Source organism: Pseudoalteromonas ulvae UL12 (genome assembly GCF_014925405.1).
Taxonomy (GTDB): Bacteria; Pseudomonadota; Gammaproteobacteria; order Enterobacterales; family Alteromonadaceae; genus Pseudoalteromonas; species Pseudoalteromonas ulvae.
Genome location: NZ_AQHJ01000027.1, coordinates 337,782 through 360,886, shown reverse-complemented (window position 1 = coordinate 360,886; position 23,105 = coordinate 337,782). Strand labels below are relative to the sequence as shown.

Below are 23,105 nucleotides of genomic sequence, written 5' to 3'. Positions count from 1 at the left end.
ATCGTGGTTTGGAGTACAGCATGGCTAATACGTTTTTAAAAGGGCATCAGATCCAATCTGAAGAGGCTGTGCGGGAGTTACTGAAAAACTGGCCGGTACCTGAGGTGACTGATCAGCGAAAAAAACGCGATGGTCGCTCAACAGCGTTTGGTACACCGATGGAACAACAATTTCGTTCTAAGCCAACTCAGGTTGAGCCAGAAGTGGAGCAAGAGCAAGAACCTGCGCCATTAACACTTCAAGAAATCGAGCAAATTCGCCAAGATGCATTTGATGAAGGCATGACTCAAGGTCATGCTGAAGGGTATGCGATCGGACTTGAAGAAGGGAAGTCCGATGGTTTAAAGCTAGGCTTTGAAGAAGGGGCGGAGCAAGGTAAAGAGCAAGGCCTTGAAGATTCCAAACCATTAATAGAAGAAAAACTGTTACAGCTTCAGACGCTCATTAGTGGTTTACAACAACCGCTGCGAGACTATGATGAACAAGCAGAGAAACAGTTGGTTCAATTAGCAGTCTCACTTGCCGAAGCGGTGGTGTTCACAGAAGTCAAAACGAACCCACAAGCTATATTATCGACTCTTAAACAATGTATTGAAGCCTTACCCCATAATGCTCCAGACATTGAAATCGAGTTGAATCCTGATGACTTACAGCTCATAAAACAAAGTTATGGTGAAGAAGAAATCGATAAGCGGGGTTGGTTTTTAAAAGCAGAACCCAGTATTGAGGTCGGAGGGTGTATTGTTAAAACCCCAACATCATCAATTGATTACACTGTAAAGTATCGAATTTCAGAAACATTGGATAGCTTTTTGCATAATTCAGGAATCGACCGTCAAAATCACGACGAGTAATCATGCAAGATACTGCATTACCTGAAAAATTATCAAAATATAGCCAATATATTCGTAAAGTCCCTCCAGCTGTTGCTGGCAGTTTAACTCGTGTGGTAGGTCTTACACTTGAAGCGCGAGGTGTCAAAGCCCCTGTTGGCAGCCAGTGCCAAATTGAAACACTGAATGGTTTTATTGATGCTGAAGTCGTTGGATTTAATGGCGATATTTTGTATCTCATGCCTAACGATGCCATTTCAGGCGTGTTACCTGGAGCCAGAGTGATCCCCCAAGTGAAAGAAGCGGGTTTACCTGTTGGGATGGCGCTGCTTGGTCGAGTCGTTGATGGACTCGGTCGCCCAATCGATGGCTTAGGAGCTATTAAATCTGAAAAGAAACTCAAGTTTGCACAAAATGCCATTAATCCATTGGCGAGGCGAGCAATCAGTGAACCTATGGATGTGGGCGTGCGTGCTATCAATGCGGTCGTCACTGTGGGGCAAGGCCAGCGTATGGGCTTATTTGCCGGCAGTGGTGTGGGTAAGTCTGTGTTACTTGGCATGATGACCCGCGGCTCAGCTGCGGATGTAATTGTTGTTGGGTTAGTGGGTGAACGTGGCCGTGAAGTTAAAGAGTTTATCGAAGAAATTTTAGGTGATGAAGGGCGCAGGCGTTCGGTCGTCGTGGCTGCTCCTGCGGATGCATCCCCATTAATGCGTTTAAAAGGATGTGAAACAGCGGTCACTATTGCTGAATATTTTAGAGATCAAGGTTTGAATGTTTTATTACTCCTTGATTCAGTGACGCGCTATGCCATGGCGCAACGTGAAATAGCCCTCGCTGTGGGAGAGCCGCCTGCAACTAAGGGATATCCGCCATCAGTGTTTGCAAAACTACCTGCGTTAGTCGAACGTGCAGGCAATGGTGGGGAGGGTCAAGGCTCTATCACTGCTTTTTTTACGGTGCTTTCTGAAGGAGATGATATGCAAGATCCCATAGCTGATGCAGCACGAGCCATTTTAGATGGGCATATCGTCCTTTCGAGAGAACTGGCAGATAGCGGTCATTACCCCGCCATTGACATCGAAAAATCTATTTCCCGAGTGATGCCGCAAGTTGTCTCTGAGGCGCATATGCAGCAAGCCCGAGTGCTAAAACAAGTTTATTCGTTATATCAGCAAAATAAAGATCTGATCACGCTTGGTGCATACCAAAAAGGTGCTGATCCCATATTAGATAAATCTATTTCTATGATGCCCAGTGTAAATGGTTTCTTGCAGCAAACCATGAAAGAGGTGATCCCATACGATGAAGCGCTGCAAGGCTTAGCGCGGTTATTAGGCCAAGCTTAAACGATTAAGGGGATAAGTTATGGCGACAAAGCAATTCACGTTATTGTTGAAGCTCAATCAAGATCAAGAAGAAGCACGACGCTCCGAGTATCTGAGGGCCGAACAATACTTAAGAGATAATCAAGCAAAATTAACTGGTCTATCAGAGTTTAGGCTCGATTATATGAAGCAGCTAAATACACGCGGCCAACAAGGGTTAAGCAGTAATAATTTCAATCAATTCCATGCTTTTATTAATAAGATTGAAGCTGCAATGACACAGCAAATTGACGTTATCAATACCGCTAAACAAGTTGTTGAACAACGAAAGGGTATTTGGCTCGCTCAACAGCAAAAAACCAAAGCGATCGCCAAGTTAATAGAGAAACAGTTACAGGCTAAACAAGCGAAATTACAAAAAGAAGAGCAAAAAATGCTCGATGAATTCAGCACGAATATGTTTATGCGAATGAAAAAATCACAACTGGTCTAATTTTTGCTTTTCTTTTATATCAGCTTTGAGATTAAGCGCCATCTGTTAGGTATTGGCACTTAAGTTAACGCCCTGGAGGGGTTTATGGCAAGCATTAGTAATAACGTAACTTTAGCTTTAAATGTTGAACAAAAACAAAGTGCTGAGTCAAATTTAGAACTAAGCAGTGAAGGAGGGGGTGAGTTCTCTTCGCTTTACTCTCAAAGTATGACCTCTCAACAGGAAGATAAACAAACGGCAAAGCAAGTGTCGCAGGCTGAAGACTTCAAGAGTGGCAATAACTCACCGCTCATGGCCGCTGATTTAGGAGATGAGAACGAAGCCACATCTTCAGAAGTCGATCCATTACTGCTTATTTCTGAGGATAACAAAGAGTCAGCCAGAGATAAGGCAAACCTTAAACATGAGAATTTGACTGATACTATCAGTCAATTGCTGAACCAACTTCATGACTCAGCCAATGCAACGGTCACAGTTAATCACTTTTTCAATTCAGCACAGCTGGGTGATTTACTGCTCGACACCAATGACAATCAGCTGGAAATTATGAGCGAGCATCAAGATGGCTTGTTGGCTTTTTCGTCGTTGATGACTGATAAACAAGCGCTTCATAGCGCAGGCGATGAGTCATCCGAAATACTGCTTGGGCAAAACTCATCACTTGTTCAAGCCAGTGACTTACTGGATGGCTTAAAAGAAAAGATGGCTGGGCTTTCATCTAGCCAACGACAAGAGTTGAGCCAAAAATTAGACTTAGCCATGGATAATTTAGCACAATTAGCCGAAGAAATGGGTGTTGATAAGCAACTTTTGAGTGATGTGCTTAAACAATTACAAGCATTTTTATCGAGTGAATTTATAAGTGCTCCAGTGGACGAAGAGGGCTTCGGATTTGAGCTGCCTAAATCGATTTCGACAGACATGGGTTCAGATTCTCAACAAAATGAAGCTCAGGTTCGAACAAACGTATCATCCGTGTCAGCTGATACGCTTAACAAAAGTGAAGATGATCTAACAACTGAAGTGATAGCCAACGCGGCCCAAATTATTGAGCAGGCTAAAGATGCGAGCAAAGCGCCTAATTTATCACATGTCAATCAACTGCATAGTCAAAACAATCAAGGCAAGGTTGAGCACACATCAAGCTTGACTGTTAATGTTAATATGATGGATATGTCAGATACTGAATCTCAACACACAGCTAAACTTCAGGCCGACTCGTCATTAGCAGGCGTTGCTGTGCAATCTAACAAAGATGCAAAGCAAGTCGAGCAGGCTTTTAATGCGTTGATCGATAAAATGTTGACTGACAAAACGAATTCAGAGCAAGTTCGGGTGCCAGGGTTGCTACCTGGCTCATCAAGTGAAGGGGTGTCAGGTGACACATTGAGTAACCTATACAGCCCAGCCAGTTTAAATCAGCTAACACAGCAACGTTCACAGTTGATGCAACCGGCACCAACAGAGGCTCAGTTGCAACAACCGCTCAATATACTTAGAACAGAAGCGGCGAAAGAATTACATGACCGAGTCACATTCATGTTAGGTCTGAACAAAAAAGAAGCGGAGATCCGCTTAGATCCACCAGAGCTGGGTAGTATGCAAATTAGAGTGCGTAGTGATGCAGAACAAGCACAAATTAATTTTGTGGTACAAAGCCAACAAGCTAAAGAGGCACTTGAACAATCTCTTCCTCGTTTACGAGAAATGCTTGCTGAGCAAGGTATTCAATTAGGCGAAAGCAGTATTGAGCAACAAAGTGAGTCAAATGACGAAAGTAATGACAGTTCAGATACATCACATAACAAGCAACATGCTGATACTGATGAAGAAATTGAGCAAACTTCACACATTAGTGCTCGAATAGCAGGCAGTCGAGTGGGTGGTGTTGATTTTTACGCATAACAATAATTGCTATTATCCTGAATTCAAAGCAATAATATAAAGAGTTTAATTACAGAGATATCATTATGGCTGACGAAAAAGATCTACAAATAGAAGAAGGTGGCGGTAAAAGTAAGAAAATGCTGTTTATCATTATTGCCGTGGTTGTGCTGGCCGCTGGTGGTGGGGCGTTTTTTATGATGTCTGGTGATGAGCCGCCAGCGCAAGAAGAAACATTAGCAGAGACTGGTGCTGCGCCTGCAGAAGGTGCCGCTCCAGAAAAGTCAGCTTCAGCTGAAATAGGCACTGCATTGTACGTGGGTATGCCAAGACCATTTGTATTTAATGTACCAGGAGCGAGCCGTGATCGTTTAGTGCAAATTAAAGTGCAATTGTTGGTACGAGGTGATGCAAATGAAGAAGCCGCTAAAAAACACATTCCGCTTATTGAAGGGGCATTGTTAGGTATTTTTGCCACGTCTAATGCGGATGAACTCAGTACCAGTGCCGGAAAAGAGTCTTTAAGAACAAAAGCACTTAAAGAAGTACAAGATAAATTGATTGATATTGAAGGCAATAAAGTCGTTGAACGCGTGTTGTTCACTGGCTTTGTAATGCAGTAGTGAGGAGATAGGGTGAGCGATTTATTATCCCAAGACGAAATTGATGCCTTACTCCATGGTGTCGATGACGTTGAAGAAGATGAGATAGATGATGGCGACGATGGCAGTGGTTCCTCTGCCTCGCAATACGATTTTTCGTCACAGGATCGTATTGTTCGTGGCCGGATGCCCACTCTTGAAATTGTTAATGAGCGCTTTGCTCGCCACATGCGGATCAGTTTGTTTAATATGATGCGCCGTACTGCTGAAGTGTCGATAAACGGCGTACAAATGATTAAGTTTGGTGAGTACATTCATACATTATTTGTTCCAACGAGTTTAAACATGGTGAGGTTTAGACCCCTCAAAGGAACTGGTTTAATCACAATGGAAGCGCGGCTCGTTTTTATTCTAGTTGATAATTTTTTTGGTGGTGATGGTCGTTATCACGCCAAAATCGAAGGCCGAGAATTCACTCCCACTGAGCGACGTATTGTGCAAATGCTCCTTAAAATAATTTTTGAAGATTATAAGGAAGCATGGGCGCCGGTTATGGATGTTTCATTCGAATACCTCGATTCAGAAGTGAATCCTGCGATGGCGAATATTGTTAGTCCTACGGAAGTCGTGGTGATCAGCTCCTTTCATATTGAATTAGATGGAGGGGGTGGCGATTTCCATATAGCATTACCTTACTCTATGCTGGAGCCTATTCGGGAGCTGCTTGATGCGGGTGTGCAATCAGATACCGAAGATACTGATTTACGTTGGAGTAAGGCACTGCGCGATGAAATTATGGATGTTGAAGTTGATTTATCGACACGGATGCTTGAAGTTGATTTATCGTTAGAACAAATCATGAACCTAAAAGAAGGGGATATTATTCCGGTTGAAATGCCGGAGCATATCACCGTATTTATAGAAGATTTACCAACGTATCGAGCAAAGATGGGGCGTTCACGAGACAATGTCGCATTGCAAATTAGTGAAAAAATTAAGCGTCCAGATTCAGTTAAATCTGAGATGCATGTCTTCACCAAAGGTGGTAAAAAACTGGATTCTGATGCTGAGCTTGAACAACTCGAAGAAGATTTGCATCTATCCACTGGGGTTGATTTAGATTGGTAGGAAAAATTATCAGAATGTTTATAGGTGAAAAATTATGAGTGATGACCAAGATACAATGGACGAATGGGCGGCAGCCTTAGCTGAAGCAGAGGATGGTGAAGGAGGCGAAGGCGGTGATGTAGAAGTTGCTGAGCTTGACGAACTCTCTAATCAACCCGCAGAAATTACTCAAGAAGAGAAAAGAAAACTCGATACCATTCTAGATATACCCGTCACTATCTCAATGGAGGTCGGGCGCTCTAAAATTAGTATTCGTAATTTACTGCAATTAAACCAAGGCTCCGTTGTTGAGCTCGATCGCGTGGCTGGTGAGCCTCTAGATGTACTCGTCAATGGTACGTTAATTGCGCATGGTGAAGTTGTGGTCGTGAATGACAAATTTGGTATTCGTTTAACAGATGTAATCAGTCAGATAGAACGGATTAAGAAATTACGATGAGAGTGTTTATCGCATTCGCAACGTTTGTCAGTTTACCTGTGTGGGCGCAAAGCGCCCCTGCACAAAATCTAATGTCTGTAGCCATGTCACTTGCTTTAGTGATTGTTATCATCATTTGCTTGGCAGCGCTGGTAAAACGTTTTACCCCGAATATGCCTACGATGGATGAATTTAAGGTGATCCGTTCAATTCCCTTAGGCTCAAAAGAGCGGCTGTTAGTGGTTGAAATAGACAATAAACAACACCTTTTAGGGGTGACCCCCCATGCTATTAATTACCTTTACGAATTAGAAAACCCGCTAGCTGCAAAAGAAATGCCTGCACTAGCAAAGTCTTTTAGCCAAATCTTAAATCCAAATAATAAGAAAATTTAATATGCTTAAATGGATAATATTGAGCGTTTTAGTGTTGCTCTCACCGTCACTCAGTGCAGATCAGGGTTTACAAGCCTTAACAGTCACAAGCAATGCGGATGGATCGCAAGAGTATTCGGTTACTTTGCAAGTGCTGGCTATAATGACCGCACTCAGTTTTATTCCCGCAGCAGTGATTATGATGACGTCGTTTACACGCATCATTGTGGTTTTAGCTATTTTGCGCCAAGCTATCGGCCTGCAGCAAACACCTTCTAATCAAGTGCTTGTTGGCATGTCCGTGTTCATGAGTATTTTTATTATGACGCCTATTTATAATCAAGTTCATGAACGTGCAATCCAACCTTATTTAAATGAAGAGATGACATCGTTAGTCGCCTTAGAACAGGCTAAAGAGCCAATTAAAGCATTTATGCTCTCGCAAACACGGGTTAAAGACCTCGAAACATTTGCACAAATCGCGGGGATTACTCAGCTTAATAAACCTGAAGATGCTCCTTTTACTGTTATTATTCCAGCTTTTATAACCAGTGAGCTACAAACGGCCTTTATTATTGGCTTTATGTTTTTTATTCCTTTCCTAATTGTGGATTTGGTTGTTGCTTCCGTCCTGATGGCAATGGGTATGATGATGCTTTCGCCCATGATTGTATCGTTACCATTTAAAATAATGCTCTTTGTGTTGGTCGATGGCTGGAGTTTGGTCATGGGCACATTGGCGAAGAGTTTTGGTTTAGGGAGCTAGCGGTGGAACCTGAAGTCTTTGTTGGAGTCTTAAGTAATGCTTTGTTTTTGGTCATTAAAATTGTGGCTGCAATCATTATACCGAGTTTGATCGTAGGCTTAATTGTATCAATATTTCAAGCTGCAACTTCAATTAATGAGCAAACATTAAGTTTCTTACCTCGCCTCATCGTAACTCTACTCGCTTTGATTATTGGTGGTCACTGGTTAACGCAAGAATTAATGGATTTTTTCACTGGTTTAATTTTACAAATACCTGAAGTGGTCGGTTAATGGAGTTTCCGCTTTCTATCATTATGCAGTGGTTAGCGGATTTCTTATTGCCATTGGCAAGGATTTCAGCAATGTTGATGGTGATGGCAGGGATTGGTGTTAGAACAGTCCCGACACGGATCAAGACAGGCTTAGCTGTAGTGATTACCTTTATTGCAGTCCCTATGTTACCACCAGTCTCATTTACAAATTTATTCTCGTTTGAAATGGTGTTAGTCGTGTTGCAACAGATTTTAATTGGTGTAGCAATGGGATTTGCATCGGTACTAATGCTCAATACTTTTGTACTTGCGGGACAAATATTAGCGATGCAAACTGGCTTAGGTTTTGCTTCGATTATAGATCCAACAAATGGGCAAAATGTGCCAGCAGTGGGTCAATTTTATTTAATTTTAGCGTCTTTGTTGTTCTGGGTATATGACGGTCATTTAATCATGATCCAAATGTTAATACACAGTTTCACCGCGCTACCGATAGATGGCACCTGGTGGGATCCTGAAAACTTTCGTGAAGTTGCCTTATGGGGCGGGTGGTTATTTGCGACTGCGTTAGTACTTTCTTTAGCACCTTTAACCGCGATGTTGATTACTAGTATTTCATTTGGTGTGATGACCCGAGCGGCACCTCAGTTAAATATCTTCTCTATTGGTTTCCCTTTTACGCTGATGATGGGGCTTGTTATTATTTGGGCGACGATGGGGAATTTTGTTGTCCAGTTTGAATTCCAGTGGCAACGTATGCTTGAATTAATGTGTAAAGTGTCGGGCTGTGGCCCTTAAAAGCTAAGGTTGAAAAATGGCTGAAGGCTCAGATCAAGAAAAAACCGAAGAACCCACGGATAAAAAGCTCAGTGATGCCCGAAAAAAAGGCCAGATAGCTCGTTCTAAAGAAACAGGCACCGCGGTGGTTTTAATAATGTCTGCAGTGTCGTTGCTTATTTATGGGCCGACGATCGGAGCTGGCTTGCATCGTGTGATGGCCAGGTTGCTCAACTTAAATCGTAACGAAGCGTTTGATACCACTAAGATGTTTGCCGTTTGGGGAGATATTGGTAAAGAGCTTTGGTTTGGAATGACCATGTTTGTTTTGGTGATTTTAGTCGCTGCATTTATTGGTAATACCTTCTTGGGTGGATTTAATTTTAGTTGGTCAGCCGCGGCTCCAAAAGCAAATAAACTATCACCTTATCAAGGTTTTAAGAGAATGTTTGGCCCGCAAGCTGTGATTGAGCTTGTTAAAGGGTTGCTCAAGTTTTTATTAGTCGCATTTACTGCTGTGTTATTAATAAAAATGTATTTTTATGAAATCTTACACCTGAGTTTAGAAACCATGCCCGGGAATATTGAGCATTCATTAAAAATCCTCGGGTGGATGTTTTTAGCGTTATCTTGCACGTTAGTAGTTGTTGCTTTAGTGGATGCGCCCTTTCAAAAATGGAATCACAATAAACAGCTCAAAATGACTCTGCAAGAAGTTAAAGACGAATATAAAAATTCGGAAGGTGATCCGCAAATAAAAGCTCGTATTAGGCGTACTCAACGAGAAATGTCGCAACGACGCATGATGCAAGATGTGCCGGATGCCGATGTGATTGTCACCAACCCGACTCACTACTCAGTCGCACTCAAGTACGACACAGAAAAAGCAGGGGCTCCGATTGTGTTGGCTAAAGGCATCGATGAAATCGCATTACAGATCCGAAAAATAGGAAAAGCACATGATGTGCCGGTTCTTGAGTCCCCAATGTTGGCCCGCTCTTTGTTTCACACTACAGAGGTCGGACAGCAAATCCCAGATCAGTTATTTATCGCAGTCGCGCAAATTTTAGCTTATGTGTATCAGCTGAAACAATTCAATAATGGCCGCGGAAAACGCCCAAGTAAGCCATCAACAAAACTGCCAATTCCTGATGAATTAAAGTATTAATCAACTGATTTTAAAGCGCTAAATTTATTGTTTTTTTAAAGTTGATAACTGGAATGTATTTTGCTTTTACCCACCTAGTGTCAATTTTTTGAAATTAGTTGTGTATGAATCTTCAGGCTGTATTAACACAAATCAATAAAGATAAAATGGAGTATCTAAAAGGGGTTGGGACGCCTATTTTAGTACTCGCGGCTTTGGCAATGGTGGTATTGCCTATGCCTCCTATGCTACTCGATGCGTTATTTTCTTTTAATATAGCTTTGGCACTTGTTGTTTTACTTGTCACTGTTTACACCATGAAACCTCTCGATTTTGGTGCATTTCCTGCGATCTTATTAATCGCTACGATTCTGCGTTTAGCCCTGAATGTAGCCAGTACGCGTGTTGTTTTACTTGAAGGACACAACGGCGGTGATGCTGCAGGTCAAGTGATTGAAGCATTTGGTTCTGTGGTGATGGGTGGCAACTATGTTGTTGGTTTTGTAGTGTTTCTCATTTTGATCATTATCAATTTTGTCGTAATTACAAAAGGTGCAGGGCGAATTTCCGAAGTAACCGCTCGATTTACTCTTGATGCGATGCCAGGTAAGCAAATGGCGATAGATGCTGATTTAAATGCCGGTTTTATTACGGCAGAGCAAGCACGAGAGCGTCGAAATGAAGTCACGAGGGAAGCTGATTTTTATGGTTCGATGGATGGTGCGAGTAAATTTGTAAAAGGTGATGCTATTGCGGGGATTGTCATTCTCGTAATCAATATTACGGGTGGGTTATTTATTGGCATGATCCAGCACGATTTACCCTTTAGTCTTGCGATGGAAGTCTATACGCTGTTAACCATCGGTGACGGTCTGGTTGCTCAAATTCCTTCTTTACTCTTATCTATTGGCACCGCAATTATTGTGACTCGTCAAAATGAATCACAAAATATGGGTGATCAAGTTAAGAAACAGCTTGGTAATGAAAAGCCGCTATTTATCACCTCAGGTATTTTAATTGTCATGGGTTTAGTGCCCGGCATGCCGCATTTTGCATTTTTATCATTAGGTGCATTAATTGGTTACGGTGCATTTTATACTCAACAAAAGGCGATTAAAGAACAAGAAGCTATTGAAAAAGGCGAGCTACAGCCAAGTGCGAGTGGGGCGACTCCTGCTCCTTCGCAAGAGCAAAAAGAGCTTAGCTGGGATGATGTATCACAAGTTGATGTCATAGGTTTAGAAGTGGGTTACCGTTTAATCCCATTGGTTGATCAGGCGCAAGGAGGGGAGTTACTGAGCAGAATTAAAGGGGTGCGTAAAAAGCTTTCTCAAGAGCTCGGATTTTTAGTCCCTCCAGTGCATATTCGTGACAACTTAGAATTAGATCCTAATGCGTATCGTATTACGCTTATGGGGGTTGCTGTCGGGGAAGGTGAATTAAAGCACGGTAATGAGCTTGCTATTAACCCTGGGCAAGTATTTGGTCCAATCGATGGTACGCCCACAAAAGATCCTGCGTTCGGGCTTGAGGCTGTTTGGATTGGCCCTAACAAAAAAGACGAAGCCCAATCACTTGGCTACACAGTTGTTGATGCAGCTACGGTCGTGGCTACGCATATCAGTCAATTACTTCACAACAATGCTTCATTATTGCTTGGTCATGAGGAAGTTCAGAATTTACTCGATATGTTGACTAAGAGTCATCCACGTTTAGTGGAAGGATTAGTGCCAGATACTTTACATCTGACAACTATCGTAAAAGTATTGCAAAACCTGCTTAATGAAGGGGTTCCAATTCGCGATATGCGCTCCATTGTTCAAACTTTAGTTGAGTATGGCCCTCGTAGCCAAGATCCTGATGTATTAACGGCTGCAGTACGTATCTCACTACGCCGTTTGATTGTTCAAGATATCGTTGGGGCGACGCCTGAAATCCCTGTCATAACATTGGCGCCTGAGTTGGAACAGATGTTGCATCAGTCACTTCAAAATGCAGGTGACGAAGGAGCTGGCATTGAACCTGGACTTGCTGAGAGATTACAAAATTCACTCAGTGAAGCACATCAAACCCAGGAAATGTCAGGAGAACCTTCCATATTGTTGACATCAGGAATGCTGAGAACGGTTTTATCGCGATTTGTTAAACATACATTACCAGGTTTAAGGGTGATGTCTTATCAAGAAGTACCGGATGAAAAGCAAATAAAGATTGTCAGCTCTGTAGGTCAGCAATAGTTTGGACAAGGGGTAATTTATGAAGATTAAACGTTTTTTTGCTAAAGATATGCGTACTGCACTCAATGAAGTCAAAGAAGAGTTGGGTGTTGATGCAGTTATTATGTCGAATAAGAAAATGGCTAATGGTGTTGAGATTGTCGCGGCCGTTGATCATGAACGTGCCCCTGTAAAACGTGCACCTGCGCAAGTTCGAGCGCCGATCAGTGAAAGAATGTCTGATTACGGTGTTAAAAATGAGCAAGTTGTTAGACCACAAGCTATCAGTAGAGCGCCTGAGCCTGAAGCGAAAATAGCAGATAGTTTAGAGGCTCTGTTGAATCGTCAAGCAACAAAACCGCAAACAAATAACTTTTCAAGCATGTTGGAAGAACAGCAAAAGCCTAAGGCAGAACATTGGTATAAAGGCCCTGAAGATGATTTCTCACAGCCAGAAAGAGATACAAAACAAACTGTAGCTAAGCCAGCTGCGAACCTTTCTAAAAGTGATGATGAAATCAAGGCAATGAAAGATGAAATGCTTGCCATTCGCCAATTACTCGAACATCAAGTATCAGGTTTGATGTCACAAGATTTAGCAAGACGGGATCCTACGAAAGCTTATATGGTCGATCGGCTTAAAGGGATGGGGATTGGTGATGAGCTCGCCGATCAAATGGCTTGCTTTATCCCTGACGATGTCTCAGAGAAAAAAGCCTGGCAGGCTCTGTTAGAAATGGTGCAAAGTCAGCTTTATACGTCTAATAATGAAATTTTACGCAATGGCGGGGTGTTTGCTTTGGTTGGCCCAACAGGTGTTGGCAAAACCACAACTGTTGCAAAATTGGCCGCATTAGGCGCACAAAAATTCGGTGCGGATAAAATAGCTTTAATTACAACAGATACTTATCGCATTGGAGCCTATGAACAACTGGCAACTTATGGCAGAATCATTGGCTGTCCAGTTAAACAAGTAAAAGATGCGAATGAATTAGCAGAAATGCTTTATCATTTACGAAATAAGAGACTAGTATTAATTGACACCGCTGGCATGAGTCAACGTGATTTACGCTTAACTGAACAGTTAAATACCTTGATGAAAAATGCTCGAGTCGATATACGTAGTTACTTAGTATTGAGTGCGACAGCACAGCTTGAAGTATTACAAGAGACGGTTAAGCACTTCAAAAAGGTCCACTTAAGTGGTTGTATATTCACAAAACTTGATGAATGCTTAAGTTTAGGTGAGATTATTAGTATTGCGATTCAAAATCGTTTGCCAATAGGGTATCTTACTAATGGTCAGCGTGTGCCAGAGGATATTAGAGTGGCTAATGCAGAAAAATTAGTCAAAAAGGCTGAGCAGTTGTACGCAAAACGTGCAAACGCGCAATTTAAAAGACATCCAACCTTGGAGTCTCATGCAGTAGGGATGTATGATTAATACAGTTTTAGATCAAGCAAGTGGCCTGCGAAGAATGAATCAAAATAATCAAGCTGTAAAAGTAATTGCAGTAACAGGCGGCAAGGGAGGCGTTGGTAAAACCAATGTGTCTTTAAATATGGCAATTGCAATGGGACAACAAGGCCAAAGGGTATTGGTGTTGGATGCTGACTTAGGGTTGGCAAACTGTGATGTAATGCTAGGGCTTCGAGTTGAACGTAACTTATCGCACGTTTTATCGGGTGAATGTGAATTAGAAGATATTTTAGTTGAAGGCCCTCATGGGATCCGTATTGTCCCAGCAACTTCGGGTTCTCAGAACATGGTTGAACTTTCTCCTGCTGAACATGCGGGTCTTATCCGTGCTTTTGGTGAACTGAATGCAGACTATGATGTATTAATTGTTGATACCGCAGCAGGTATTTCTGATATGGTTTTAAGCTTTTCACGAGCTGCGCAAGATGTACTTGTGGTTGTGTGTGATGAGCCGACTTCAATTACAGATGCTTATGCCTTGATAAAAATTCTTAGCAGAGAGCATGGGGTCTACAAATTCAAAATAGTTGCTAATATGGTCCGTAGTCTACGTGAAGGCCAAGAGCTATTTGCCAAACTATCTAAAGTGACTGATCGTTTTTTAGATGTTTCTCTTGAGCTTGTTTCTACAGTTCCATTTGATGAAAATATGCGTAAATCAATCCGTAAACAAAAAACGATAGTTGATCTCTTTCCAAAGTCACCAGCTGCGATAGCATTTAAAACACTTGCGACTAAAGCAGCAAAATGGCCCATTCCAAATCAACCTTCAGGGCATTTGGAGTTCTTCATAGAAAAGCTTGTCAATCGCTAAGGCATCCTGTGTGAATAAAGTTATTGGATATAGCAATGCAGATCAAATGGCGAACATGATCGAACGACATGTCACGCTAGTTAAACGCATAGCTTACCATTTACTGGCACGTTTGCCTGCAAACGTTCAACTGGATGATTTAGTGCAATCAGGAATGATTGGTCTTATTGAAGCTGCAAAAAACTTTGATGGCTCAAAAGGCGCGAGTTTTGAAACGTATGCGGGTATCCGTATTCGTGGTGCCATGTTGGATGAAATTAGAAAGGGCGACTGGGTTCCTCGATCAGTCCATAAAAATGCCAGAATGGTTGCTCAAGCAACCGCAGAATTAGAATCTTTATTAGGGCGAGAAGTAAAAGATATAGAAGTTGCTGAAAAACTTGATATTACGCTCAATGAATACCATGATATTCTTAACGATGTAAATAGCGGTAGGATTTTAGGGATTGAAGATCTAGGGGTTGATGAAGATGTGCTCCATAACGAAGAACATTTAAACTCTAGTGACACACCCTATGTTCATACACAGACAGAGCGGTTTAATGCTTCTTTATTACAAGCAATTAAAACTTTACCTGAACGTGATGCACTGGTTTTATCTCTTTACTACAATGATGAAATGAATTTAAAAGAAATAGGTGCAATTCTTGATGTAAGTGAATCAAGAGTTAGCCAAATACATGGCCAGGCAATGATAAAGCTAAAAGCAAAAGTCAGTGACTGGATTTGAATTAGAAGTACTGTAATTTGGGTTTAAACCTCACCGGAGGATGTTTTGGATAAAAACATGAAAATTCTTGTGGTAGATGACTTTTCAACTATGAGAAGAATCATTAAAAATCTGCTTAGGGACTTAGGTTTTACTAATGTTCAAGAAGCAGATGATGGTAGCACCGCACTACCGATGTTACAAAATCAAGAATTTGATTTTGTCGTGACTGACTGGAACATGCCAGGTATGCAAGGTATTGATTTGCTCAGAGCTATTCGAGCGGATGACAACCTTAAGCATTTACCTGTGTTAATGGTGACGGCCGAGGCGAAAAAAGAACAAATCATTGCTGCAGCTCAGGCGGGTGTTAACGGCTACATAGTTAAACCGTTTACTGCCGCAACGCTGAAGACTAAATTGGATAAAGTGTTTGAGCGTCTAGGTTAAACAAGAAGGAGAGCTTCATGTCGGCCAGCGCACTACCACAAATAACACTTGATCAAGCTAAGCAGCTCGTTGAGCTTTTGGAAAATGGCGAACAAGAACAAGCAAATGAGTTGTTGTTACAAATTAGCTCAGATGAACAGTCTGAGTTATTTGCTGAAGTTGGTAAATTAACACGCCAGCTTCATGATTCACTTAAAAACTTTGAATTAGATGACAAGCTTTCTGCTTTAACTCAAGAGTCATTACCTGATGCAAAACAAAGGCTAAATTATGTCATGGAAATGACAGAGCAAGCCGCAAATAAAACAATGGATGCAATTGAAGCAAGCTTGCCTCTTGCCGATAAGTTAAATGACGAGATTAATAACTTAAAACCTTCATGGGATAGGTTAATGTCACGAAACTTAAAGTTAGGTGAGTTTAAAACCTTATGCCGTGAGCTTGATGATTTTATTCAAGGCACACAAAAAGATACACAACAGCTTCATAGCTTAATGACTCAAGTATTAATGGCTCAAGATTATCAAGATCTTACAGGGCAAGTAATTCGAAGAGTTATCGAATTAGTTAGAGAAGTAGAAGACAGCTTAATCTACATGTTAACTGTCTTTGGTTCTCCAGTTGAAGCGTCAAAAGAAGTAAAAGAAAAAAATACGATTGTAGCCGAAGTGAGTTCTACAGAACTTGATCAGGTTGCTGAAGGGCCGATTATTGATGCTGCTGAGCGCGATGATGTGGTTTCAGGTCAAGATGAAGTTGATGACTTATTATCGAGCTTAGGCTTCTAAATGGGAGAGCAGCTGCATGAGCTTTGAAGTTGATGAAGATATATTGCAGGATTTTTTGGTCGAGGCAGGTGAAATTCTCGAATTATTGTCCGAGCAATTAGTTGAATTAGAAAATAATCCAGAAGATGCAGATTTATTAAATGCTATTTTTAGAGGATTCCATACTGTTAAAGGTGGGGCCGGTTTTCTAGCAATGACGGAATTGGTAGATGCGTGTCATGGGGCTGAAAATATTTTCGATGTTCTCCGTCAAGGTAAGCGCAGAGTTACTGCAGAGTTAATGGATGTAATACTGCAAGCTCTTGATACCATTAATGAAATGTTTGCAAAGATTCAAAACAGAGAGCAACCTGAAGCCGCTTCACCTGAGTTACTCGATATACTACATAAGTTAAGTAAGCCTGAATCTGAAGATGAAGTGGTTGAAGTTGAGGCTGCTACTGAAGAGCATGAGCCTGTTAATGATTCTGAACCAGCTCAAGATGAATTTGATGACATTTTTTTTGGCGAAGATCCTGTCGCCTCCGTCGAGAGCTCCCCAAGTTCGGAATCTATCGATGATATTACAGAAGATGAATTTGAAAGTTTACTTGATGAGCTACATGGCTCGGGACAAGGGCCTGCTGTTAAGCAAGCCACAGAATCAGGAAGCTCAGATAATGATGATATCACTGATGATGAGTTTGAAAACTTACTTGATGAATTACATGGATCGGGGTCTTTTGGATCTGTAAGTACCTCAAGTGCACCACCAAAACCAGCATCAAATGTGGATGTGAGTGCTTCAGGCTCAGATGAAGAAATTACAGAAGATGAGTTTGAGTCGTTACTCGATGAGCTTCATGGTTCTGGTGCGCCAAAAGCTGTCTCAAAACCAGCAGCTGTAACGCCACCTAAAGTTGAAAAACCAGCTGAACCCAAAGTAGCGGCAGCCAAACCGACACCTGTCGCTAAGCCCGCACCTGTTGCAAAGGCTGCTGAAAAACCGGCAGTTGCTCCAGCTAAAGCACCGGCACAAAAGCCTGCAGCACCTCAAGCTGAAACCACTGTTCGTGTAGATACTAAGCGACTTGACCAAATAATGAATATGGTTGGCGAGCTAGTATTAGTGCGAAACCGCTTGGTCAGTTTAGGCACTACTGTCAGTAGTGAAAGTATGAGTAAGGCTATTTCGAATTTAGATGTGGTTACTGCTGACTTGCAAGGTGCAGTGATGAAAACACGTATGCAACCAATTAAGAAAGTGTTTGGTCGCTTTCCTCGTGTTGTACGTGATTTAGCTCGAAGTTTGAAAAAAGAAATTAACTTACTACTCGTTGGTGAAGAAACGGATTTAGATAAGAATTTAGTAGAAGCGTTAGCTGATCCATTGGTTCACTTAGTTAGGAATTCAGTTGATCATGGTATTGAAATGCCTGATGACCGTGAGGCTTCAGGTAAAGTAAGAACAGGAACTGTAACACTTTCAGCTTCGCAAGAAGGTGACCACATCTTGCTCAAAATAGAAGATGATGGCGCAGGTATGGATCCTGAAAAGCTTAAAAGTATAGCTATCGGTAAAGGTGTTATTGATGCTGATGTTGCCGCTCGCTTATCAGATACAGAGGCTTACAACTTAATCTTTGCACCTGGTTTTTCTACAAAAGAAGAAATATCTGACATCTCAGGACGAGGTGTGGGTATGGATGTTGTAAAAACTAAAATTACCCAATTAAATGGTTCAATAAATATTGAATCACAAAAAGGTGTAGGGACAACTTTAGAAATTAAAGTTCCACTAACTTTGGCAATTTTACCGACCTTGATGGTAATGGTTGGGAAACAGACGTTTGCTTTGCCTCTTGCTGGCGTCAGTGAAATATTCCATTTAGATTTGACTAGAACTAACTTAGTTGATGGTCAATTAACCATCATTGTTCGTGAAAAAGCAATACCACTGTTTTACTTAGAAAAATGGTTAATCAGAAACTATCAGTCAAATGACCAAAAACGCTCTCAAGGGCATGTAGTTATTGTTCAATTAGGCACTCAGCAAGTAGGTTTTGTTGTCGACTCCTTAATTGGTCAAGAAGAGGTTGTTATTAAACCTTTAGATGCTTTGTTGCAAGGTACTCCGGGCATGGCAGGGGCAACAATTACGTCTGATGGCGGGATTGCGCTTATTCTTGATGTACCGAGTATGCTTAAATACTATGCCGGTAAGACAAAATAATTAATGGTGAGAATCTTAAATGGCAGTTAAAGTTTTAGTTGTCGACGATTCTAGTTTTTTTCGTCGTAGAGTGAGTGAAATAATCAATCAAGATCCAGAAATGGAAGTGATTGGAACTGCTAATAATGGAAAAGAAGCTATTGCTCAAACGGCTGCGCTAAAGCCTGATGTCATTACTATGGACATTGAAATGCCTGTACTTGATGGCATTAGCGCGGTTAAAAAAATAATGGAGTCAAATCCGACTCCTATTCTGATGTTTTCTTCGCTAACGCATGCAGGTGCATCTGCAACATTAGATGCACTAGAAGCCGGGGCATTGGATTTTTTACCAAAAAAATTCGAAGATATTGCGCGGGATAAAGAAGAAGCAACCCGTTTGTTGCAGCAAAAAGTAAAAGAAATAGGCCGCCGTAGAATTAGTCGTTTCAATCGCCCTCGGCCTGCGACCCCAACAGCTTCAGCGCCAATCAGAAGCTCAACAGTTACACAACCAGATAGATCCTTTAGTACAAGGCAATTTGAGCCAAAAGCGCCAGAGGCTGATTTTAGAGCTTCAGGTAAGAAGTATCAACTTGTTGCAATTGGGACATCAACTGGTGGGCCTGTTGCCTTACAAAATATATTAACGCAACTACCTGCTAATTTCCCTCATCCTATTTTGTTGATTCAGCATATGCCTGCAGCATTTACACCTGCTTTTGCATCACGGCTTAATAGCTTGTGTAAAATACAAGTTAAAGAAGCCGAAAATGGCGATATGTTGCGTCCAGGAGTTGCATATCTTGCCCCTGGAGGTAAGCAGATGCTTGTTGAAGGGAGAGGGAGCGGACAAAAGTTAAAAGTTTTTGAAGACGATAGCCCGCGTGTTACCTATAAACCTAGTGTTGATATTACATTTGCAAGCGCAGCGAAAAGCTATGGTGATGGTGTATTAGCCGTCGTATTAACGGGAATGGGAGCTGATGGCAGAGAGGGGGCTCGTATGCTTAAGCAAGCCGGTTCGAAAATTTGGGCTCAAGATGAAAAGTCTTGTGTCGTCTACGGTATGCCACAAGCTGTAGCAAATGCAGGCTTGGCTGAAGCAAGCATTGCTTTAGGTGATGTAGCTATGAGGATTTCAAGAGAAGTAGGTTGTGGATAGACTGTCTATTTTAGGTGTTTTAGTTGCTTTAGCGGCGATCGGTATCGGTTATAAAATCGAAGGTGGTCTTGTTTCTAGCCTAATAAACCTTCCTGCATTGCTGATTGTATTAGGTGGAACATTGGGGGCTGTGATGCTTCAGTCGCCAAAATCGGAATTTTTTTGTGGCTTACGAATGTTTAAATGGGTGTTTTTTCCGCCAAAGTTACGCATAGATGAAGGCGTCGCTAAAATTACTCAGTGGTCACACAAGGCAAGGCAGGATGGTTTCTTATCTCTCGAAAAAGAAGCGCTTGATAGTAATGAGTATTTTATCAGTAAGGGTTTAAATATGCTTATTGATGGGGTCGAAGTAAATCAATTTCGCGAAGCGATGGAAACGGAGCTTATTTTTCGAAGAGAAAGCTTATTTAAGTCAGCGAAAATTTATGAAGCTATGGGTGGTTACAGCCCCACAATCGGCATTTTAGGTGCCGTTTTAGGTTTGATTCAAGCAATGACTTTTATTAAGCAGCCAGAGCTTTTAGGTGCTGGGATTGCAACTGCTTTTATAGCAACAATTTATGGTGTTGGTTTTGCTAATTTATTTTTTATACCTGTCGCGAATAAATTACGGTTTATCGTTGAGCAACAAATGCTTTACCACGAATTATTAACCGAAGGTATGCTTGCTATTTTACAGGGTGATAGCCCACATAGTATCGAATTAAAACTATCTGCGTTTAAGGTCGAGCGACACTATATTGCAGGCCAAAGTTAGGCCGTTTATTTATGCGACGATACAGAAAGTTGAGTTCTTCTGAAAATAATCATACTGAAAGGTGGCTTGTCTCATATGCAGACTATATGACCTTAATGTTTGCACTTTTTGTTGTCCTGTATTCAATGGCTATAACGAAAGAAAACGAATTTGAGATTTTATCTAACTCTCTCGAGCATGTGTTCATTAAGTCTGCTTTAAAGTCGTCAGAACAAGGCTCAGGTGTTAAAGGTGAAGGATTATTAATCGAAAACTCACTTGAAACTGAATTTAATTTATTTGGAAACTCGATCACCAACGAAGACAGAGGTCCAGAACTGCTAGATGGGTTTGGGGATTTAGTGAATCTTCAACAAAAAAGATTAGGAAGTCCACTCGAGTCACTTAATCAAAACCTTCAAGCCGCTTTATTTGATCATATCGAAGCTGGAGAGGCAAAGCTTGAGCTCGATGATGATTGGCTTACGATAGAGCTTAGCTCAGGCTTACTATTTGGTAGTGGTAGTGCTGTTTCTACAAACGAAGCAAAAAAAGTTGTTTCGGATGTCTATAGCATTATTGAAAATGTCGACAACTACATCAGAATTAGAGGGTTTACAGATAACCTTCCAATTAATAATGAGCTTTTCAAATCTAATTGGCAGTTATCCGTAGCAAGGGCAACTCAGATGTTGCTTGAGCTGGAATCATTAGGGGTGAACCCAGCACAAATGGCTATAGAAGGTTATGGTGAGTATGCACCTTTTGCATCAAACGATACACCAGAAGGACGAGCTGAAAATAGAAAAGTTGTTATAGCCTTATCTAAGTATGCTTTACCCATTGCTTCAGAATCTCAGAATACTAATCAAGAAAATACTCAAAAAACGGTTATAATTGAAGATAGTAGTGCTGATGCTCAGAACAATAACCAAATAAAAGTAATAGAATTGCCTAATGGAGGGATTCGTATTACTACCCGAGAAGAAGAAAAACAGTAGTAAGGAATTATCTTGAAAATTTGGACTGTTGCAAATCAAAAAGGGGGCGTAGGCAAAACCACCACGACAGTGTCGCTCGGTGGTATTCTTGCTTCTCAAGGCAAAAAGGTCTTATTGATTGATACCGATCCTCATGCTTCCTTAACTTATTACTTTGGTATTGATTCTGAAGAATTAGAAATTAGCGTTTATGATATCTTTGCTCGTGGTAAAAACATGAAAAAAGAAGAGATCCTCCAATCATTATGCCCTTCTTCAATGGAGAATCTAGACATATTGCCTGCGACAATGGCGATAGCCACCTTAGACCGCAGCATGGGCAATAAAAATGGAATGGGCCTGCTATTAAAGAAAGCGCTTGCTAAGTTAGATAACGAGTACGACTATGCGATTTTGGATTGTCCACCGGTTTTGGGTGTGCTAATGGTCAATGCATTGGCGGCAAGTGAGCGCATTTTAGTGCCCGTTCAAACAGAATTTCTGGCGCTAAAAGGTTTAGATCGTATGATGCGGACAATGGAGTTGATGCAAAGCTCTCAGTCTAAAAGCTATAAATATACGATAGTGCCTACAATGTATGATAAGCGAACAAAAGCGTCTCTGGAGGCTTATAAAAGCCTAAGAGCGAGTTATGGGGAGGCGGTTTGGCCTGGAGTCATTCCTGTGGATACCAAGTTCAGAGATGCTAGTTTAGCGATGAAAGTACCTAGTATATTTTGCCCTAAGGCTCGTGGTGTATATGCTTATGAGGCGTTGTTAAAATATTTAGTCAATTTAAAGGATAGTAATTAATCATGAGCAAACAGTTATTTGCGAATGAAAAAGTAATGAAGCAATATTTAACTGCGTTGTTAAATGAAGATGATCCTAACTTAAATTCGGCTAATTTAGATCCTGTAGCGAAACTCTTACAACAAGTTCCGTTGATAACCGAAAAAGAAGAATCAGAACAGAAAAAATTAGAAACCATCGAAGTTTTATCTTCAGTAAATCAAGTTATTGACGATAATAAACAGTTAGAAGCACAAATAAGTAATGACTCGGCTGTCCCGCCAGTTAAAAGTTATCAAGATGATTACCGCAATGGTGAATTTCAGGCATTATTTTTTAATGTGGCAGGCTTAACGTTAGCAGTACCTTTAAAATCGTTAGGTGGTATTCACCAATTAGGTGAAATTAATAGTATTTTTGGTAAGCCTGACTGGTTTAAGGGTGTGATGCTGCACCGAGAGGAAAAGTTAAGCGTTATTGATACAGCTAAATGGGTAATGCCAGAAAAATATGACAAAACCTTAAAAGAAGCACTAAACTATCAATATCTTATTATGTTAGGTGACAGCCATTGGGGGTTGTTAGCTGAAAATTTAGTCAATAACATAACGTTAAAAAATGATGATGTGAAATGGCGTGAACATTCAGGAAAGCGCCCTTGGTTAGCTGGTTTGATTAAAGAAAAAATGTGCGCTTTAGTTGATGTAACATCATTAATTGAATTACTTGAAAAAGGTTTAGATAGCCAAGATTAACTCTAGGCTTTGCTATAGGA

At 41.1% G+C, this 23,105-nt stretch carries 24 protein-coding genes; all 24 read left to right on the top strand.

The features are described 5' to 3' along the window. The first annotated feature begins 20 nt into the window (after positions 1–20). The 24 genes from fliH (at position 21) to PULV_RS09620 (ending at position 23,085) form a co-directional block, all read left to right on the top strand. Positions 21–854 carry a flagellar assembly protein FliH gene (gene fliH, locus PULV_RS09735; RefSeq protein ID WP_193331584.1) on the top strand — a complete coding sequence of 278 codons (834 nt, stop codon included), beginning with the start codon at positions 21–23 and terminating at the stop codon, positions 852–854. Positions 855–856: 2 nt separating this feature from the next. Then, positions 857–2,185 carry a flagellar protein export ATPase FliI gene (gene fliI / locus PULV_RS09730; RefSeq protein ID WP_086743865.1) on the top strand — a complete coding sequence of 443 codons (1,329 nt, stop codon included), beginning with the start codon at positions 857–859 and terminating at the stop codon, positions 2,183–2,185. Between the two features lie 19 nt (positions 2,186–2,204). Further along, positions 2,205–2,657, top strand: coding sequence for a flagellar export protein FliJ (fliJ, locus tag PULV_RS09725; RefSeq protein ID WP_193331583.1), 453 nt, complete (start codon positions 2,205–2,207; stop codon positions 2,655–2,657). 84 nt (positions 2,658–2,741) lie between these two features. Continuing rightward, positions 2,742–4,562 (top strand): flagellar hook-length control protein FliK, encoded by a 1,821-nt coding sequence (locus PULV_RS09720; protein ID WP_227009382.1) that lies wholly within the window; start codon positions 2,742–2,744, stop codon positions 4,560–4,562. Between the two features lie 65 nt (positions 4,563–4,627). Continuing rightward, positions 4,628–5,164 carry a flagellar basal body-associated protein FliL gene (gene fliL / locus PULV_RS09715; protein ID WP_193331582.1) on the top strand — a complete coding sequence of 179 codons (537 nt, stop codon included), beginning with the start codon at positions 4,628–4,630 and terminating at the stop codon, positions 5,162–5,164. 12 nt (positions 5,165–5,176) lie between these two features. Then, positions 5,177–6,271: a flagellar motor switch protein FliM gene (gene fliM / locus PULV_RS09710; protein WP_086743861.1), complete on the top strand. Its 1,095-nt coding sequence runs from the start codon at positions 5,177–5,179 to the stop codon at positions 6,269–6,271. A gap of 34 nt (positions 6,272–6,305) precedes the next feature. After that, entirely contained in the window at positions 6,306–6,710 is a 405-nt protein-coding gene (gene fliN, locus PULV_RS09705; protein ID WP_086743860.1) for a flagellar motor switch protein FliN, read from the top strand. Further along, a complete protein-coding gene (gene fliO, locus PULV_RS09700; protein WP_086743859.1) occupies positions 6,707–7,084 on the top strand; it encodes a flagellar biosynthetic protein FliO in 378 nt (125 codons plus the stop codon). The genes fliN and fliO overlap by 4 nt, the downstream gene beginning before the upstream one ends. A gap of 1 nt (position 7,085) precedes the next feature. After that, the gene (gene fliP / locus PULV_RS09695; protein WP_086743858.1) at positions 7,086–7,829 is read left to right on the top strand and encodes a flagellar type III secretion system pore protein FliP; all 744 of its coding nucleotides are present in this window, start codon (positions 7,086–7,088) and stop codon (positions 7,827–7,829) included. A 2-nt stretch (positions 7,830–7,831) separates the two neighbouring features. Further along, positions 7,832–8,101 carry a flagellar biosynthesis protein FliQ gene (fliQ, locus tag PULV_RS09690; RefSeq protein WP_086743857.1) on the top strand — a complete coding sequence of 90 codons (270 nt, stop codon included), beginning with the start codon at positions 7,832–7,834 and terminating at the stop codon, positions 8,099–8,101. Beyond that, complete coding sequence (fliR, locus tag PULV_RS09685) at positions 8,101–8,880, top strand: flagellar biosynthetic protein FliR (protein WP_193331581.1); 780 nt, start codon at positions 8,101–8,103, stop codon at positions 8,878–8,880. The genes fliQ and fliR overlap by 1 nt, the downstream gene beginning before the upstream one ends. Positions 8,881–8,896: 16 nt before the next feature. Next, on the top strand, positions 8,897–10,027 hold the full coding sequence (flhB, locus tag PULV_RS09680) for a flagellar biosynthesis protein FlhB (RefSeq protein ID WP_193331580.1): 1,131 nt from the start codon (positions 8,897–8,899) through the stop codon (positions 10,025–10,027). A 104-nt stretch (positions 10,028–10,131) separates the two neighbouring features. Beyond that, positions 10,132–12,243 carry a flagellar biosynthesis protein FlhA gene (flhA, locus tag PULV_RS09675; RefSeq protein ID WP_086743854.1) on the top strand — a complete coding sequence of 704 codons (2,112 nt, stop codon included), beginning with the start codon at positions 10,132–10,134 and terminating at the stop codon, positions 12,241–12,243. 19 nt (positions 12,244–12,262) lie between these two features. Next, entirely contained in the window at positions 12,263–13,666 is a 1,404-nt protein-coding gene (gene flhF / locus PULV_RS09670) for a flagellar biosynthesis protein FlhF (protein ID WP_193331579.1), read from the top strand. Then, complete coding sequence (locus PULV_RS09665; protein ID WP_086743852.1) at positions 13,659–14,516, top strand: MinD/ParA family ATP-binding protein; 858 nt, start codon at positions 13,659–13,661, stop codon at positions 14,514–14,516. The genes flhF and PULV_RS09665 overlap by 8 nt, the downstream gene beginning before the upstream one ends. A gap of 46 nt (positions 14,517–14,562) precedes the next feature. Continuing rightward, positions 14,563–15,246, top strand: coding sequence for an RNA polymerase sigma factor FliA (locus tag PULV_RS09660; protein WP_086744010.1), 684 nt, complete (start codon positions 14,563–14,565; stop codon positions 15,244–15,246). 45 nt (positions 15,247–15,291) lie between these two features. After that, positions 15,292–15,675: a chemotaxis response regulator CheY gene (gene cheY, locus PULV_RS09655; RefSeq protein ID WP_086743851.1), complete on the top strand. Its 384-nt coding sequence runs from the start codon at positions 15,292–15,294 to the stop codon at positions 15,673–15,675. 17 nt (positions 15,676–15,692) lie between these two features. Beyond that, entirely contained in the window at positions 15,693–16,463 is a 771-nt protein-coding gene (locus PULV_RS09650; RefSeq protein ID WP_086743850.1) for a protein phosphatase CheZ, read from the top strand. Between the two features lie 16 nt (positions 16,464–16,479). Next, complete coding sequence (locus tag PULV_RS09645) at positions 16,480–18,675, top strand: chemotaxis protein CheA (protein ID WP_193331578.1); 2,196 nt, start codon at positions 16,480–16,482, stop codon at positions 18,673–18,675. Between the two features lie 19 nt (positions 18,676–18,694). After that, positions 18,695–19,819, top strand: coding sequence for a protein-glutamate methylesterase/protein-glutamine glutaminase (locus tag PULV_RS09640; RefSeq protein WP_086743848.1), 1,125 nt, complete (start codon positions 18,695–18,697; stop codon positions 19,817–19,819). Then, entirely contained in the window at positions 19,812–20,579 is a 768-nt protein-coding gene (locus PULV_RS09635; protein WP_086743847.1) for a flagellar motor protein, read from the top strand. The genes PULV_RS09640 and PULV_RS09635 overlap by 8 nt, the downstream gene beginning before the upstream one ends. Before the next feature lie 11 nt (positions 20,580–20,590). Beyond that, a complete protein-coding gene (locus PULV_RS09630) occupies positions 20,591–21,559 on the top strand; it encodes a flagellar motor protein MotB (RefSeq protein WP_086743846.1) in 969 nt (322 codons plus the stop codon). A gap of 12 nt (positions 21,560–21,571) precedes the next feature. Next, entirely contained in the window at positions 21,572–22,351 is a 780-nt protein-coding gene (locus PULV_RS09625) for a ParA family protein (protein WP_086743845.1), read from the top strand. A 2-nt stretch (positions 22,352–22,353) separates the two neighbouring features. Continuing rightward, a complete protein-coding gene (locus PULV_RS09620) occupies positions 22,354–23,085 on the top strand; it encodes a chemotaxis protein CheW (RefSeq protein ID WP_086743844.1) in 732 nt (243 codons plus the stop codon). The last annotated feature ends 20 nt before the right edge of the window (positions 23,086–23,105 follow it).

What these genes read in the sequence shown, in the direction of transcription:
- PULV_RS09620 (WP_086743844.1), top strand. Translation starts at nt 22,354, where the DNA reads ATGAGCAAACAGTTATTTGCGAATGAAAAAGTAATGAAGCAATATTTA.
- flhB (WP_193331580.1), top strand. Translation starts at nt 8,897, where the DNA reads ATGGCTGAAGGCTCAGATCAAGAAAAAACCGAAGAACCCACGGATAAA.
- PULV_RS09660 (WP_086744010.1), top strand. Translation starts at nt 14,563, where the DNA reads ATGGCGAACATGATCGAACGACATGTCACGCTAGTTAAACGCATAGCT.
- fliH (WP_193331584.1), top strand. Translation starts at nt 21, where the DNA reads ATGGCTAATACGTTTTTAAAAGGGCATCAGATCCAATCTGAAGAGGCT.
- flhF (WP_193331579.1), top strand. Translation starts at nt 12,263, where the DNA reads ATGAAGATTAAACGTTTTTTTGCTAAAGATATGCGTACTGCACTCAAT.
- fliL (WP_193331582.1), top strand. Translation starts at nt 4,628, where the DNA reads ATGGCTGACGAAAAAGATCTACAAATAGAAGAAGGTGGCGGTAAAAGT.
- fliI (WP_086743865.1), top strand. Translation starts at nt 857, where the DNA reads ATGCAAGATACTGCATTACCTGAAAAATTATCAAAATATAGCCAATAT.
- fliN (WP_086743860.1), top strand. Translation starts at nt 6,306, where the DNA reads ATGAGTGATGACCAAGATACAATGGACGAATGGGCGGCAGCCTTAGCT.
- flhA (WP_086743854.1), top strand. Translation starts at nt 10,132, where the DNA reads ATGAATCTTCAGGCTGTATTAACACAAATCAATAAAGATAAAATGGAG.
- PULV_RS09720 (WP_227009382.1), top strand. Translation starts at nt 2,742, where the DNA reads ATGGCAAGCATTAGTAATAACGTAACTTTAGCTTTAAATGTTGAACAA.
- fliP (WP_086743858.1), top strand. Translation starts at nt 7,086, where the DNA reads ATGCTTAAATGGATAATATTGAGCGTTTTAGTGTTGCTCTCACCGTCA.
- PULV_RS09650 (WP_086743850.1), top strand. Translation starts at nt 15,693, where the DNA reads ATGTCGGCCAGCGCACTACCACAAATAACACTTGATCAAGCTAAGCAG.
- fliJ (WP_193331583.1), top strand. Translation starts at nt 2,205, where the DNA reads ATGGCGACAAAGCAATTCACGTTATTGTTGAAGCTCAATCAAGATCAA.
- PULV_RS09665 (WP_086743852.1), top strand. Translation starts at nt 13,659, where the DNA reads ATGATTAATACAGTTTTAGATCAAGCAAGTGGCCTGCGAAGAATGAAT.
- fliR (WP_193331581.1), top strand. Translation starts at nt 8,101, where the DNA reads ATGGAGTTTCCGCTTTCTATCATTATGCAGTGGTTAGCGGATTTCTTA.
- PULV_RS09630 (WP_086743846.1), top strand. Translation starts at nt 20,591, where the DNA reads ATGCGACGATACAGAAAGTTGAGTTCTTCTGAAAATAATCATACTGAA.
- PULV_RS09645 (WP_193331578.1), top strand. Translation starts at nt 16,480, where the DNA reads ATGAGCTTTGAAGTTGATGAAGATATATTGCAGGATTTTTTGGTCGAG.
- fliO (WP_086743859.1), top strand. Translation starts at nt 6,707, where the DNA reads ATGAGAGTGTTTATCGCATTCGCAACGTTTGTCAGTTTACCTGTGTGG.
- PULV_RS09640 (WP_086743848.1), top strand. Translation starts at nt 18,695, where the DNA reads ATGGCAGTTAAAGTTTTAGTTGTCGACGATTCTAGTTTTTTTCGTCGT.